A 15,913-nucleotide genomic window follows, 5' to 3' on the forward strand; every position below is an offset into this window, starting at 1 on the left:
CTGTTGTTATTAAAGTTATTCTGCCCTTGCGGCTGCATAGGACGCTGTTGGTTCATTCCCTGTTGTCCTTGTTGTTGATATGGCGGTCTGTTGTTATTCTGCCCCTGTGGCTGCATAGGACGCTGTTGGTTCATTCCCTGTTGTCCCTGCTGCTGATACGGTGGTCTCGGAGCTTGGTTATTATTGTTTGCTGCAGTATGATCTGTGCTTGGCTGACTAGGCTTATTAACTTTCTCGGCCACATCCGGTGCGGCAGCTTTTGGAGCCTTTCCGCTCTGATCTTCATTACCGGTTTTACGGGCAAAGGTTCTTTCTAAAACCACTTTTGCATCATCGTCGACACTACTCATATGATTCTTGGCAGTAATGCTATTTCGGCTTAATATATCTATAATTACTTTGCTAGTTGTACTATAATCTTTTGCTAATTCATATATTCTATGTTTGGACATTGATCCACCCCCAAATTTCTATCTCCCAAAATCAAACATCAGACAAGAGCTTTGCAAGAGAACGGCTAAAGCCTTCATCGGTTAGGACAATTGCAGCACGCTGAACTTTACCAATCGACTCTCCCATTTCTTGTTTAGAAAGAACTTCATATATCGGAACCTCATAATAAGAGGTTAAATCATGATAGTTTTTCTTGCTATTTTTTGAAGCATCAGTTGCGAGTAACACTATTCTAGCTTTGCGTGAGCGAACTGCTTTCTCAACAGCAAACTCACCAGAAACTATCCGTCCTGCCTTTTGTGCAAGGCCGAGTAAATCGGCAATTCTCTTTTTATCCATTTTGAATGAGACCATTACGGACAGATTCGTATACTTCAGGCGCAACGGCATGCTTTAAAGCGCGTTCCAGCCTTTTCTCTTTATAAGCTTTTGTGAAACATTGTTCTGTTGCGCAGACGTATGCTCCCCTCCCTGCTTTCTTACCGCTGGGATCTAAAGAAACAACACCATCAGGCGCCCGAACAACCCGAATTAATTCTTTTTTATTTTTCATTTCTTGACAGCCAACACACATACGCTGAGGAATTTTTTTTTGTTTCACGAAAACTCCCCCCTTAATTGCTGGCTTGAGCTTGAGACTCGCTTTTTATATCAATTTTCCAACCAGTCAATTTTGCTGCCAACCGGGCATTCTGCCCTTCCTTGCCGATAGCTAGCGATAATTGATAGTCGGGAACAATAACCTTAGATATTTTCTCTGCTTCATTTGCCTCAACCGAAACCACCTTTGCGGGACTTAAGGCATTAGCAATATACTTTGCGGGGTCGGCGTTCCACTTTACTATATCAATTTTTTCGCCTCTAAGCTCATTAACAATTGTCTGAACACGCATCCCTTTGTGGCCTACACAGGCTCCAACAGGATCTACATTTTCATCACGGGAATGAACAGCGATTTTAGAACGAAGCCCTGGTTCGCGAGCAACCGACTTAAGTTCTACCACACCATCATGAATTTCAGGAACCTCTAATTCAAAAAGACGTTTTAGAAGTCCGGGATGCGTACGGGAAACAAGGATTTGCGGCCCTTTAGTCGTCTTTTTTACTTCTATAATATATGTTTTTAAACGATCACCGTGTTTATATGCTTCTCCCGGAATTTGTTCAAGCGGAGCAAGGATCGCTTCCGCTTTTCCTAGATCAACAAACACATTTTTTTGCTCAATTCGTTGAACAATGCCTGTTACAATATCGCTTTCACGATTGGAAAATTCCTCATAAATAATGCCGCGCTCGGCTTCGCGAATCCGCTGAACTACGACTTGCTTAGCAGTTTGAGCAGCAATACGGCCGAAATTTTTCGGCGTTACTTCCACTTCAACTACATCTTCCAATTCGTAGCGGGGATCAACTGCTCTTGCTTCGCTTAACGACATTTCCAGCCGCGAATCCTTTACTTCTTCGACTACTGTTTTGCGGGCATATACATGAATTTCACCAGTAAGTCTATCCAATGAAACATGCACATTTTGTGCCGAGCCAAAATTTCGTTTATAAGCAGAAATTAAAGCCGCTTCAATAGCATCGAAAATAATTTCCGCCGCTATTCCTTTTTCCTTTCCCAATTGTTCAAAAGCTTGCATGAAGTCTGCATTCACCCATATTCCCCCTATTCAATTTTAAATATCTTAAAATGTAAGATGTAATCTAACTTGCGAGGCTTTTTCCCTCGGTATAGCAACCTCTCTGCCTTCGACATCCAGGTGTATATCACCGTCCGTCATAAGACCCTTCAATGTACCTACCACCATTTTCAGTCCATCTATTGGAGCAAACGTATGTACTTCCACTTTATCACCTATATGGCGTACAAAATCCTTTTCCTTTTTCAATACCCGGTCTAGTCCAGGCGAAGATACTTCAAGGTAGTAGCTCTCTTTAATTGGATCTAATTCATCCAGCTTGGCTTCCAGTCTTTCACTTACCCACTGACAATCATCCATTTCAATTCCTTCAGGTTTGTCTAAAAACACGCGCAAATACCAGTCTCGCTCTTTTACATATTCTACATCAACCAATTCCAAGGCAGTGCCATTGGTGATGTCTAAAACCAACTTTTCCACAAATTTCTCTGTTTGTTCCCGTGACATGCTAACACCTCCGTCAATCAATTACTATTATTGTTGCCTAATGTGATAGTACCTTATACCCTATATCTGGAAGTGGTTGTATTGTAAAACGATGTCTGCCACACCAAGATGAAAGAGTGGGTGTAGAACCCACTCTTGTGAAACGCGGAAAATTGTACTAATTCTAGTATAGCACCCTATACAAGTGATTACAACAGTAAAGTGTATTTTTTAAGCAAACAGCATAATCTGATCATCTTCGGGCAGTTGATTCAGACAGCCATGCTCTTTTAAAATTTCAATAACCGTTTTTGAAATCCGCGAACGGTTACGTAGATCTTCCACAGACAAGAATTCCCTACCTTTACGAGCTTGTACAATATTATGAGCTGCCGTATCGCCAAGTCCCTGCAATGAAGCTAGCGGCGGCAATAAACCATTATCAACAATTAAAAATTTAGTAGCATCTGACTGATATAAATCGACTTTATGTAATACATAACCGCGAAGATTCATCTCCAGTGCTATCTCCACGATAGTGTGCAAGCCCTTCTCTTTCGCAGTGAGAGTATTGCCTTTTTGTTCAAATTCATTTAATTTCCCACGCAGCGCCGCTTCTCCCTGCACAATTAAATGGGCATCAAATTCAGTAGCCCTAACTGTGAAATAGGCGGCATAAAATGCCAAGGGCCGATGGATTTTAAACCAGGCAATTCTGACTGCCATCATTACATACGCAACAGCATGCGCTTTAGGGAACATATACTTTATCTTCTGGCAAGAATCAATATACCACTCGGGCACATTTTTAAGACGAATTTTTTCTACATCTTCACTCTTGACACCTTTTCCCTTACGAACACTCTCCATAATTTTAAATGCAAGCTGAGGATCAACTGCTTTGTGAATTAGGTATACCATAATATCATCCCGTGCCGATATAGCTTCAGACAATTTGGCAGTCCCATTTTTAATCAAATCTTGTGCATTGTTTAACCAAACATCCGTCCCATGTGAAAATCCGCTGATACGCACTAATTCACTAAATGTTTTCGGCTTTGTATCTTCAAGCATTTGACGAACAAATTTTGTGCCAAACTCGGGTATGCCAAAAGTTCCTACCGTGCTTCCCAATTGATTTGGCGTAAGTTTAAGTGCAGTAGTAGAAGAAAACAAACTCATGGTCTCAGCATCATCAAAAGGAATGTTGAGTGGGTCAAGTCCGGTCACATCCTGCAGCATTCGTATGACGGTAGGATCGTCATGTCCCAGAATATCCAGCTTAACCAAACGGCTGCTAATCGAGTGATAGTCAAAATGTGTTGTTATTGTGGATGAATTTTTATCATCGGCGGGATGCTGTATCGGTGTGAAATGATGAACGTCCATATCACGGGGAACAACCATGATACCACCGGGATGCTGTCCCGTTGTCCGTTTAACACCGGTACAACCAGCAATTAATTTGTTGATATGCGCATTGCGGACGGTAAGTCCCCGCTCTGTAAAGTAATTTTTTACATACCCGTAAGCTGTCTTTTCCGCAATAGTTGCAATTGTACCTGCACGGAAAACATTATCCTTGCCAAACAATTCTTCCGTATATTTATGAGCTACCGGCTGATAGGTTCCGGAGAAATTCAAATCAATATCAGGAACTTTATCACCATGGAAGCCCATAAATACGGCAAAGGGTATATCGTGACCGTCTTTGATATACTGACTCTTGCACTTCGGGCACTCCTTATCGGGTAAGTCAAAGCCACCGCCATAAGTGCCGTCAGTAATAAATTCATTATGTTTACATACGGGACAACGCCAGTGTGGCGGCAGAGGATTAACTTCGGTAATGCTTGTCATCGTTGCAACGAAAGATGAGCCTACTGACCCCCGTGATCCAACGAGATATCCGTCATCAAGTGATTTTTTTACCAGCTTGTGAGCAATAAAATACAATACCGCAAAACCATTATTGATAATGGACTTCAATTCATATTCCAGTCGAGCCGAAACAATTTCCGGCAAGTCTTCACCATACAAAGATCTTGCTTTTTCGTATGACATATCACGGATTGCTTCTTCAGCACCCGGAATCTTAGGTGAATACAATTCATCTGGAATTGGTTTAAACACCTCGATTAATTCACTAATCTTACGGGTATTTTCGACAACAACCTCATAGGCCTTTTTAGCTCCTAAATACGAAAATTCCGTAAGCATTTCTTCAGTAGTACGGAAATACAAAGGTGGCTGATGTTCTGCATCGGCAAAACCTTTCCCGGCCATCAGAATCTGGCGGTAAACGCTGTCACTGGCATTCATGAAATGAACATCACAAGTTGCCACTACTAACTTATTCAACTGCTTGCCTAAATCGCAAACTTTGCGGTTTATTTGACGCAATTCCTCTTCATTGGCAACAAGGCCTTTACGCAGCATAAATTCGTTATTTCCTGTCGGCTGTATCTCCAGATAATCGTAAAAAGAAGCTATTTCCACTAATTCTGTATCACTTGCACCATTAACTATTGCCTGAATTAGTTCGCCAGCCTCACAAGCCGATCCCAACACCAGGCCTTCCCGGTGTTCTGCCAATATCTTTTTGGGAATCCGTGGTGTCCGGTGAAAATATTTTAAATGGGAAATCGAAACTAAGCGGTATAAGTTCCGCAAGCCAATTGAATTTTTAGCTAAAATAACAATATGGTAGGCTTTATTTATGTCGGCATCAAATAAGTAGCCTTCCATTCCATAGATAACTTTAATGCCCTCTTTGCTAGCTATTTCCTGTGCTTCCGGAAATGCCTGCACTACGCCATGATCTGTTATCGCAACTGCAGGATGCTTCCATTTTGCTGCCGTTTTTATCAGGCTTTTTACCGACACGACAGAGTCCATGTTGGACATGCGGGTATGGGCATGAAGCTCAACTCTCGGTATTTCACTCGTATCCATACGCTCCGGCTGCCGCTCAGTCCGATACATGCTGTCGGCAAATAAGACTAGTTCATTGGCAAATTTATCATACTGCACAGTACCTTTTACTTTAATTGGCATACCTTCTTTAAGGGCATCACCAATTTTTTTCGACTGTTCCTGCGTGTCAAAAAAAGCTTTGCCGCTAAGGCCATCCGTTGCATCAACAACATCAAAAGTTAGTAAGAAGCGCCCTGATTTTAATTCCCGCATCTCAAAGTTAAGCAGTTCTCCTGCCACAACAATATTGCGGCCTTCTTCCTGTACAGATGAAATTAATTGAGGGATATCTTTTATATTCCGGCCAAAGATAAGTGGATTTTCATCTTTCTCCTTACTCTCTGATACGGAGCTTTCCGTCAATGCTTCCAGATATTCAGGGGTCAATAAGTCGGCATCACATGTGAGAGGCAAATCAGCTTCACTGCTTCTGAAAGAAACCTCCAGGCGTTGTCCGCATTCATTCCATACTGTAGTGGCTATCGTTTGCGGAATACCCCGTTCTGTCAGCATCTCTGCCGATAAATCACCAACTGTTTCTATCATGAGTATTTTACCGTTAAAATCCCATTGAGCACTTGCTAATAAACAACGAACCGTATGATTATCGCCGGCAATTTTACCAACAAAATCAGTCCATTGCGTCTTCAAATACTCCTCTACTGATTGTCTGTCGGCAATGAAGGATACTTTATGAAGTCCACACTGCTTTGCGAGCATTTGCTCGGCAAGCTTTATTATATTTTCCGGGACTGGTTTCGTAAAAGTAATATGTATGTTCCATATTCGCTTATTTACATCAACATATACCCGGCTGACATTTGCACTTTGGAGCGCAGCCTTATGAGCAGCATCAATTTCTAAGTCATGGACAAAAGCCATAAAATTCTGTTGGTTTTCAGGGATAATACAGTAATTTTTCATGACTTTCTCTCCTTTAACACAATTAAAGACAACCTCTATTGTAACACACTAACCTTAAGAAATGCACTCCCTGTAAAAAAGGAAAAAAGCGTGTAAGCTCACGCCTTTTCCCTTTTTACTATATCTGCTCTAAGAATGTACGAATCTCTTCAATGTAGTTTTCTTTACTAATAAGACGAACTTCACCTGTGCGCCGTGACTTAACTTCAATAACACCTTCGTTTATGACTTTAGGCCCTACAGTAATTTTCAATGGATAGCCGATTAAATCAGCATCTTTGAATTTGACTCCAGGCCGCTCATTGCGATCATCAAAAACAGTTTCAATTCCAGCTTTATTCAGAGCCAGATAGAATTCTTCCGCTAACTTCATCTGCTCAGTATCTTTAGTGCTGATTGGAACAATAACTGCATGATAGGGAGCAATCGGCACCGGCCAGATAATACCATCTTTATCATTATTTTGTTCAATTGATGCAGCCATTGTCCGGCTCACACCAATTCCATAGCATCCCATTACCATTGGCTTTTCCCTGCCATTCTCGTCAAGGAAGGTGGCCGCTAAGGAGGCACTATATTTAGTACGAAGTTTGAAAATATGCCCTACTTCAATACCTCTTGCTGTTTTTACGGCTTGTCCGCATCGCGGGCAAGGATCGTTTTCCTGAATCATACGTATGTCAGCAACTTTATTTGCGGTAAAATCGCGGTTCGGATTTACATTTATCAGATGCTGATCCGGTTTATTAGCACCGCATACGGCATTAATCAGTTCCATAACCGTATTATCGGCAATGATTGTGACATTTTTTAAAGCTACAGGTCCAATAAACCCTGTTGCGCTTCCTAGTTCTTTAATCGTCTGCTCACTAGCCAATTCCAGCATCAGGCAGTTGAGCTCATTCTTGACTTTTATTTCATTTACTTCGTGATCCCCACGAACTAGTGCCAAAACAACTTCTTTCTCCGTCTGATAAGCGACTGTTTTAATCAGGCGCTCAGAGCTAATCTGCAGAAAAGCGGTTACCTCTGCAATTGTTTTTGCTGCAGGAGTTTCGACTACAGACAATTGTTTGACAGCTTCTTGCTCCGGTTTTAAAGGCAACAATTCCGCTTTTTCCACATTCGCGGCGTAGTTACATTCCGTGCAATACACAATGGCATCTTCACCAGAGTCGGCAATTACCATAAATTCATGAGAACCGCTGCCTCCGATGGCGCCTGAATCTGCCTCAACAGGCCGGCAGGTCAGTCCGCACCGTTCAAAAATTGTTGTATATGCATCATACATTTTCATGTAGCTATCATGTAAGCCTTCTTCGTTGCGATCGAAGGAATACAAGTCTTTCATGATAAATTCGCGCCCTCTCATCAAGCCAAAGCGCGGACGTATTTCATCACGATATTTATTCTGGATTTGATATAACATCAACGGAAGCTGACGATAGGACCTTACATCTGTTTTGGCAACGGTAGTGATCATTTCTTCGTGAGTTGGCCCTAAACAAAAATCCCGGCCATGGCGGTCTTTCAGACGGAACATTTCATCTCCATAAACATCCCATCTGCCTGTCTCCGTCCAGAGTTCAGAGGGCTGGACGATTGGCATCAATAATTCTTGGCCACCTTTTGCGTCCATTTCCTCTCGGACAATATTTTCAATTTTTTTCAATATTTTTAATGCTAAAGGCAAATAGGTATAAAAGCCACCTGCAGCCTTGCGAATCATGCCTGCGCGAAGCATCAGCTGATGGCTGGTCACTTCCGCCTCTGCCGGAGTCTCCCGCAAAGTTGGTGCATATAAATACGAAGCACGCATAATTATTTCCCCTCCACGATAAGCTTATCTAATTCAACAAATAAGGCTGCTACAAGTTCCTCTTCCGGTACTTTGCGAATGATTTCACCCTTACGAAATAACAGCCCCTGACCCATTCCGCCTGCAATACCGATATCTGCCTCTTTAGCCTCGCCAGGGCCATTCACAACACAACCCATTACGGCTACTTTTATTGGCTTCTGGACCCCTTTAAGGCGGTCTTCCACCTGATGAGCAAGTGAAATCAGATCGATATTACATCTGCCGCAAGTAGGACAAGAAATTAGTGTTGGTCCGTACTCACGAAGTCCTAATGATTTTAGAATCTCATTGCCTACCTTTACTTCTTCTACCGGATCTCCTGTAAGGGACACCCGGATTGTATCACCAATTCCCTGGGCTAAAAGTGCTCCGATTCCTACCGCTGATTTAATAACTCCCGAATTCACAGTGCCAGCCTCAGTAATTCCCAGGTGCAAAGGATAGTCCACAGTATCAGACATAAGCCGGTAGGCTGCAATAGTCGTCGGTACATCATTGGCCTTAAGTGAAATCTTAATGTCATAAAAACCGAGATTCTCTAAGATTGCAATATGCTGCAAGGCACTTTCAACCATTGCCTCCGGAGTTGGATGTCCACCGTATTTCGCTAATAAAACCTTATCCAAAGAACCGGCGTTTACGCCAATCCGGATAGGAGTATGTTTTTTTTGCGCCTCTTTTACAACTTTCTCAACATGATCTGCCTGTCCAATATTGCCCGGGTTTAGGCGCAGCCCGTCAATTCCGCGTTCCAGACAAACTAAAGCCAACCGGTAATCAAAATGAATGTCCGCAATAAGCGGCACTGTCACAAGGCTTTTAATTTTGTCGATTGCCTGGGCCGCTGCCATATCAGGAATCGCTAGCCGAACAATGTCACAGCCTGCAGCTGCCAGCGCAGCAATTTGTCTTGCAGTTGCCTCTACATTATCTGTCTTGGTAGTTGTCATTGATTGAACAGAAATAGGGGCATTTGAGCCAATACCCCTATCTCCTATTTGAATGAATCTGGTTTTCTTTCGTTCCATATTCCTCACCTTAAAACAGCTTCAGTCTGCTAATATCTTTAAATGTAGCTAATACAAACAATAACATCAGCAGAGCAAAACCAATCATTTGTACAAACTGAAGACTATTGCGGTTTAAAGGCTTTCCACGTATTCCTTCTACCGCCAAGGTCACAACGTGTCCGCCATCAAGTACTGGAACGGGCAATAAATTAATCAAGCCTAAGTTTATACTTAAGAAAGCAGCAAATTGGAGAAGAGGAATCAAGCCAGATTGTGCAACCTGTCCTGCCATTTGGGCTACACCAATAGGACCGGCCACATCGGCTTCAATTTTTCCAGTTACCATTTGCCCGAGTCCCGCCAGCATACTAGAAGCAATCGTATATGTATGTTTCACCGCTATATTCGTCGCCTCAATAAAACCTGGGCGTTTAATCAAAATTTCAGGTGTTACGCCGATAATTCCTCTGTTCGCCCGCTGATCATATTCGGGAATCAAGGCTACGGACTGTATAGCTCCGCTGCGCTCTATGGTTATCGTAAGTTGATTACCTGCATTTGATTGAATCATAGTCACAAACTGCTGCCAAGTCGTAACAGGTGCTCCATTAACGGCTTTGATATGATCACCAGGCAAAAGTCCGGCAACAGCAGCAGGTTTATCTTGTAAGATATTACCTACTACAGCCTTTTCTGAAGGCATCTCAATGCCATAGCCTAAGAAGACGATAACGAAAAGCAGTACCGGCAAAACGAAATTCATTGCTGAGCCGGCAATAATCACTAACATTCGTGCCCAAACCGGTTTGGCAGAAAATGATCGTTCATCCTGTTCTTCATCCGGATCCATTCCAGCAATTTTATTAAAGCCGCCTAGCGGGATAATTCGTAAGGAGTAAACCGTTTCTCCGTAGCGTCGGCTAAAAATCTTAGGACCAAAACCGATAGCAAATTCATCTACCCTCATGCCTACCATTTTGGCAGTCATAAAATGTCCTAACTCGTGAACAAAAATCAAGAGACCGAAAACAAAGATAGTCGCTATTACAGTGGTGGACAATACAATCACCTACCTATGTATTTTCTCTTTCATACCTAGCCACAAGCTCTCGCGCATACTCACGCGCCCAACTATCAGCCGCAAAAATTGCTGGTAAAGATGGCTTGAGCACGTTCTGATGCTGATCAATAGTAGCTTCAATAATAGTAGTTATTTCTAAAAAAGGCAATTGATTTGCCAAAAAGGCATGAACCGCAATCTCATTTGCAGCGTTAAAGACACAGGGCAGCGTACCGCCGCACCGGCCTACACGGTAGGCTAAGTCTAAACCGCGAAATGTTTTTTTATCCGGTGGCATAAACTCCAGGCTTATTAACCTAGTCCAGTCCATGACCGGAGCAGGCGAGGTGATTCGCTGAGGATAAGTCAACGCATACTGAATAGGCAGCCGCATATCCGGTTTCCCCAGTTGAGCGATTGTACTGCCATCAACGAACTCTACCATGGAATGAATAATGCTTTGCGGATGTACAACTACATCAATATTATCATATTCAATGTCGAAAAGCCATTTAGCCTCTATTACTTCCAGCCCCTTATTAACTAAGGTGGCTGAGTCAACCGTAATCTTTTTCCCCATCGACCAGTTCGGATGGCATAAACATTGTTCAACAGTAATTGTGCCCAATTGCTCCGTCGTATAGCCGCGAAAAGGACCACCGGAGGCAGTAATTAACAGACGTTTGACCGTTTTGGAATCTTCACCATGCAAGCACTGCATCAAAGCACTGTGCTCACTATCTACAGGCAGCAATTGAACCCCTTTTTTCCGGGCAAGTTGAGTGACAATTTCTCCTGCCGCAACTAACGTTTCTTTATTTGCTAACGCTATATTTTTGCCCGCTTCAATAGCAGTGATTGTCGGCTTAATTCCTGCAGCTCCTACCATAGCAGTTAGAACGGTATCGGTTTCCCTAAGTGCAGCAGCCTCAAGCAGTCCCTCTTCACCAGCAAGAATTCTGGTTGTTCCCCTATACCGGCTTTTAAGACGTGCTGCCGCTTTGTCGTCAACCAGGACGGCAATAAGAGGATTAAATCTTTGAATCTGTTCTTCCAGCAAAACATCATTATGATACGCGGCTAAAGCAGTCACCCGGTAAAGCTCGGGGTGATGAGTTATTACATCCAGCGTTTGCGTACCAATGGATCCTGTACTTCCTAAAATTGCAACGTGATGCATTCCAACCTACTCCTTAACTCCTTAGGGCGTGTTTTCAAACTATCAAAAACGTCAACTGACGGTGCTTTTTGCACCATACTTCGTTAATTTTTTTTGAAATAAAGGCCCATTATTCCTGCAAAAAATTGCCTTGTCTGGCACAAAAATCACTCGCCATTGACCATTCCGCTAGTTTGAAGACACACCCTTAACGTATTAAAAAAAACTCTACGTAATAATATACGGCTGGTACTGCGAACATAATACTATCAAATCGATCCAGGACACCACCATGTCCTGGTAATAATCTACCTGAATCCTTCACACAGCAGTAGCGTTTTAAGGAAGACTCTACTAAATCCCCCAAAGGAGCTACCAATCCAACGAATACTCCCATAAAAAAGGAATGAATTAACGCAATGTGAAAGAAATGACCTAAAATCAACACTGCAAAGATACTGCCAAACAGACCGCCTATGGCTCCTTCCCTGGTTTTCCCCGGACTAATCGCGGGGCATAACTTAGCCTTCCCAAATTTAGAGCCAACTAAATAAGCAAAAGTATCACTGGCCCAAGTCCCTACAAATGCTATCCATAAATACATAGCACCTGTGGTCATTCCAGCTGAAGTGCTGGATAATGACGGTTCCAGGAAGCGAAGGAGCAGCAAATGACTAAAAGGTAAAGCAATATATAATAAGCCTAATAGAGTTAATGCGGCATCAACCAGTGAAAATTTTCCATAAGAAATGACCGTTTTTCCTAAAATAATTAATGAAATCAATGTAAGAACAGTTACCGTTTCCTGTGAATTCCCGACCCATGCACACCCCAAGACCAGAGCAACTCCAATAAGTCCGAGGAGTTTGGACGGATAAATTCCATTTTGTTCTACCATTACACAATACTCATGCCATGCCGCCAACGCCAAAAAACTAACGGTTAAACCAAATAACCACTGTCCGTAATTGATGACATATACGGCTACGGGTATGCCGACCAAGGCTGTTGCAATGCGTTTTGCAAGCATAAGTCACCTACTTTACTTTTTCAATCCGCCAAATCTACGTTCTCTATTTTGGAAATCACTGATGGCTTGAACAAGCAGCTCAGGAGTAAAATCAGGCCAGTTTTCCTCAGTAAACCAAAATTCAGTATATGCACATTGCCATAGCAGAAAATTACTAATCCGCAAATCACCGCTTGGACGAATTAACAAGTCCGGATCAGGCAGATTGGCTGTGTAAAGTTGCTGCTGTATTGTATTCTCTGTAATATCTTCCGGTTTTATCATTCCATCACGCACTTGACTGGCAATAATTTGAACAGCACGAGTAATCTCTGTCCTGGCACCATAGTTAACTGCTAAGTTTAGTACAAGACCAGTATTATTCGCCGTGCGAGTCTGGGCCTTTTCAATTTTACGCCTTAACATATCCGACAATTCTTCCGTCTTGCCAAGAAAACGCACCTTAACATTGTTCTGATGCATCTCTTCAATATTACCATCCAAATAATCAGATATAAGCTTCATAAGTAAATGTACTTCTTCGGTTGGTCTTTTCCAGTTTTCCGTGGAAAAGGCATAGGCGGTAAGAGCTCCAACCCCGATATCCGAGGAAAATCGCACAATTTTTTTAAGTGTTTCTGCGCCTTCACGGTGACCAAATGCACGTGGCATTCCCCGTTTCTGGGCCCATCTTCCGTTGCCATCCATAATAATGGCTATATGCTTGGGAATTCGTTTTTCATCAAGAGCCTGATACAAATGGGACTTATCTTCTGCTCCGCCAATCTTGCTGAGCCATTTTTTCCACATGACTTAAAACCTCCAAGCCAAACTTTGAAACCCCCTCTTGCAAGGGGGTTTCAGTTATGGAGCTGCAATAGCACCAACAGGGCAAACCGCTGCACAGGCACCGCATTCAACACAATCTTCGCTTATAGCAAAAATTGGGCTGCCTTCACTTATCGCACCAACCGGACAAGTAGCCGCGCAGCTGCCACAAGCGATGCACTCTTCATTAATTTTATAGGACACAATCAACCCTCCTTTGCCATTTTTGCTGCAGCAATCAGATGATATACTTCGCTCTCATCGATACGCTGATGTAAAACGTAAAAGCTGTTTTCTTCCAGCGCAAACGTGATACGAGGCGGACGCGTAAAAGTAAGTACATATTGATGACCGCTTCTTTCAAATTCAGCAATAACATCCTTTAATGGACGACCTACTGCATCTAAGCATTGGACAACACAATCATTACTCATAAAGGAATTATACTTCCATAATTTCTTTTTCTTTTGCTGCCATCACAGAATCAACTTCTTTAATATACTTATCTGTTAACTTCTGCATGTCATCCTGCGATTTTTTAGCCTCATCTTCAGAGATGGTTTTGTCTTTTTCTAGTTTTTTTACCGCATCATTTGCATCACGACGAAGGTTCCGAACAGCAACCCGGGACTCTTCCGCTTTTTTATGTACCATTTTGACTAATTCAGTGCGGCGTTCTTGTGTTAACTGGGGAATATTCAGACGTATTACCGAACCATCGCTGTTAGGAGTAAGTCCTAAATCAGATTTTTGAATTGATTTCTCAATAGGGGCAAGCATGTTCTTTTCCCACGGCTGAATAATAATGGTCCGTGGTTCCGGAACCGAGATGTTCGCCACTTGATTGACCGGTGATGGCGTACCATAATAATCAACCATAATTTTATCAAGAAGCGACGGGGTAGCTCTTCCTGCACGAATAGAAGCACATTCTTTACGAAGAGCTTCTATTGCTTTTTTCATTTTGTCTTCGTGCAATGTCTGTATTTCTTTAACGGTCATTTCTAGCTCCTCCCACAATAGTTCCAATATTTTGACCAGTTGCTGCTTTCAAAATATTACCGACTTCATCAATGCTAAAAACAACAATAGGAATATTATTATCCATACATAGTGTGGTTGCCGTTGCATCCATAACGCCCAGTCCACGTTTAATTACCTCTAGATAATCCAATTCAGTAAACTTTATGGCATCAGGATTGTAGCGTGGATCGCAGTCATACACGCCATCAGCAAATTTTTTCGCCATTAATATGGCATCTGCTTCTATCTCAGCTGCCCGCAGTGCGGCCGTTGTATCTGTAGAGAAATAAGGATTACCAGTGCCTGCTGCAAAAATTACTACACGTCCTTTTTCCAGATGACGCATAGCACGGCGCCGAATATAGGGTTCAGCTACCTGCCGCATTTCTATAGCAGTTTGCACTCTGGTATCAACATCACAGTTTTCCAGAGCATCTTGCAGTGCCAATGAATTCATAACCGTTGCCAGCATTCCCATATAATCTGCTGAAGCACGGTCCATTCCCTTAGCACTCCCTGCCAAACCCCTCCAGATATTGCCACCGCCAACTACAACGGCAACCTCCAGACCGGTAGCACGCACTTCTTTAATTTGGCGGGCAATTGAATCAACAATTACCGGATCAATGCCGTACCCCTTGTCACCCGCCAGAGCTTCACCACTTAGTTTTAATATAACACGTTTATATTTTGCGGCTCCCAAAATACAAGCCCCCGTTCTGTAATATGGATAAGATATTAATTATATAGCTGTTTTAGAAAATAAGAGAACACAAGGTGTTCTCTTATTTAGTAACAGCAGCCATCACTTCTGCAGCAAAATCATTGCTTTTTTTCTCAATGCCTTCACCAAGCTGATAACGGGTAAAGCGGCGAATATTAATATTCTCACCGATTTTAGAAATACTCTCATTAATCAACTGAGTAACTGTTTTATCGGTATCTTTAATAAATACTTGTTCGAGCAGGCACACTTCTTTATAATATTTTTCAACGCGGCCTTCAATCATTTTTTCAACAATATTGGCAGGCTTACCTTCATTTAATGCTTGCGCACGAAGCACTTCACGTTCATGCTCGACCACGCTAGCAGGCACTTCGCTGCGAGAAACATAGCTAGGATTAGCAGCAGCAATTTGCATAGCAATATCCCGTGCTAACGCTTTAAAGCCGTCTGTTTTTGCAACAAAATCAGTTTCGCAGTTAATCTCAAGCAGTACACCGATTCGACCGCCACCGTGTATGTACGATTCAACTAACCCTTCGGCAGCAACACGGCCTGCTTTTTTCGCAGCAGCAGCAAGACCCTTTTCACGAAGAAAATCTACTGCTTTGTCCATATCACCATTAGTCTCAGTTAATGCTTTCTTACAATCCATCATTCCTGCGCCAGTACTTTCGCGCAGTTCTTTTACCATTCCTGCTGTTATCATATTAATTCCTCCTGTCTACTAGTAAAGGTAAGGAGCATATTAATTACC

The 15,913-nt window shown here is 42.5% G+C and carries 17 protein-coding genes; all 17 read right to left on the reverse strand.

Features of this window, described 5'->3' with window-relative positions:
- On the reverse strand, positions 1-452 hold a 452-nt coding region (locus RTR76_RS05755), incomplete at its 3' end, for a translation initiation factor IF-2 N-terminal domain-containing protein (RefSeq protein ID WP_312517721.1).
- Positions 453-483: 31 nt separating this feature from the next.
- Entirely contained in the window at positions 484-792 is a 309-nt protein-coding gene (locus RTR76_RS05760) for a ribosomal L7Ae/L30e/S12e/Gadd45 family protein (RefSeq protein ID WP_312517724.1), read from the reverse strand.
- Positions 785-1,054, reverse strand: a complete 270-nt coding sequence (rnpM, locus tag RTR76_RS05765) for an RNase P modulator RnpM (protein WP_396144291.1) — start codon at positions 1,052-1,054, stop codon at positions 785-787. Before rnpM ends, RTR76_RS05760 begins: the two co-directional genes overlap by 8 nt.
- A gap of 13 nt (positions 1,055-1,067) precedes the next feature.
- Positions 1,068-2,111: a transcription termination factor NusA gene (gene nusA / locus RTR76_RS05770; RefSeq protein WP_312517727.1), complete on the reverse strand. Its 1,044-nt coding sequence runs from the start codon at positions 2,109-2,111 to the stop codon at positions 1,068-1,070.
- A 30-nt stretch (positions 2,112-2,141) separates the two neighbouring features.
- The gene (gene rimP / locus RTR76_RS05775; protein WP_312517730.1) at positions 2,142-2,603 is read right to left on the reverse strand and encodes a ribosome maturation factor RimP; all 462 of its coding nucleotides are present in this window, start codon (positions 2,601-2,603) and stop codon (positions 2,142-2,144) included.
- A 210-nt stretch (positions 2,604-2,813) separates the two neighbouring features.
- A complete protein-coding gene (locus RTR76_RS05780) occupies positions 2,814-6,482 on the reverse strand; it encodes a PolC-type DNA polymerase III (RefSeq protein ID WP_312517732.1) in 3,669 nt (1,222 codons plus the stop codon).
- A 118-nt stretch (positions 6,483-6,600) separates the two neighbouring features.
- The gene (locus RTR76_RS05785) at positions 6,601-8,301 is read right to left on the reverse strand and encodes a proline--tRNA ligase (protein WP_312517735.1); all 1,701 of its coding nucleotides are present in this window, start codon (positions 8,299-8,301) and stop codon (positions 6,601-6,603) included.
- Positions 8,302-8,303: 2 nt separating this feature from the next.
- Positions 8,304-9,371: a flavodoxin-dependent (E)-4-hydroxy-3-methylbut-2-enyl-diphosphate synthase gene (ispG, locus tag RTR76_RS05790; protein WP_312517738.1), complete on the reverse strand. Its 1,068-nt coding sequence runs from the start codon at positions 9,369-9,371 to the stop codon at positions 8,304-8,306.
- Positions 9,372-9,381: 10 nt separating this feature from the next.
- Positions 9,382-10,413: an RIP metalloprotease RseP gene (gene rseP, locus RTR76_RS05795; RefSeq protein WP_312517740.1), complete on the reverse strand. Its 1,032-nt coding sequence runs from the start codon at positions 10,411-10,413 to the stop codon at positions 9,382-9,384.
- A gap of 13 nt (positions 10,414-10,426) precedes the next feature.
- A complete protein-coding gene (locus tag RTR76_RS05800) occupies positions 10,427-11,593 on the reverse strand; it encodes a 1-deoxy-D-xylulose-5-phosphate reductoisomerase (RefSeq protein WP_312517743.1) in 1,167 nt (388 codons plus the stop codon).
- A 187-nt stretch (positions 11,594-11,780) separates the two neighbouring features.
- Positions 11,781-12,602 carry a phosphatidate cytidylyltransferase gene (locus tag RTR76_RS05805; RefSeq protein ID WP_312517745.1) on the reverse strand — a complete coding sequence of 274 codons (822 nt, stop codon included), beginning with the start codon at positions 12,600-12,602 and terminating at the stop codon, positions 11,781-11,783.
- A 12-nt stretch (positions 12,603-12,614) separates the two neighbouring features.
- Positions 12,615-13,391 carry an isoprenyl transferase gene (locus tag RTR76_RS05810; protein WP_312517747.1) on the reverse strand — a complete coding sequence of 259 codons (777 nt, stop codon included), beginning with the start codon at positions 13,389-13,391 and terminating at the stop codon, positions 12,615-12,617.
- Positions 13,392-13,445: 54 nt separating this feature from the next.
- A complete protein-coding gene (locus RTR76_RS05815) occupies positions 13,446-13,613 on the reverse strand; it encodes a 4Fe-4S binding protein (RefSeq protein ID WP_312517751.1) in 168 nt (55 codons plus the stop codon).
- Between the two features lie 2 nt (positions 13,614-13,615).
- On the reverse strand, positions 13,616-13,843 hold the full coding sequence (locus RTR76_RS05820; RefSeq protein ID WP_312517754.1) for a hypothetical protein: 228 nt from the start codon (positions 13,841-13,843) through the stop codon (positions 13,616-13,618).
- A 7-nt stretch (positions 13,844-13,850) separates the two neighbouring features.
- On the reverse strand, positions 13,851-14,411 hold the full coding sequence (frr, locus tag RTR76_RS05825) for a ribosome recycling factor (RefSeq protein WP_312517757.1): 561 nt from the start codon (positions 14,409-14,411) through the stop codon (positions 13,851-13,853).
- Positions 14,401-15,135 (reverse strand): UMP kinase, encoded by a 735-nt coding sequence (gene pyrH, locus RTR76_RS05830; protein WP_312517759.1) that lies wholly within the window; start codon positions 15,133-15,135, stop codon positions 14,401-14,403. Before pyrH ends, frr begins: the two co-directional genes overlap by 11 nt.
- 82 nt (positions 15,136-15,217) lie before the next feature.
- Positions 15,218-15,871, reverse strand: a complete 654-nt coding sequence (gene tsf / locus RTR76_RS05835; RefSeq protein WP_312517836.1) for a translation elongation factor Ts — start codon at positions 15,869-15,871, stop codon at positions 15,218-15,220.
- Between the last annotated feature and the right edge of the window lie 42 nt (positions 15,872-15,913).

This window comes from Anaerospora sp. (assembly GCF_032013335.1).
Taxonomy (GTDB): Bacteria; Bacillota; Negativicutes; order Sporomusales; family DSM-15969; genus Anaerospora.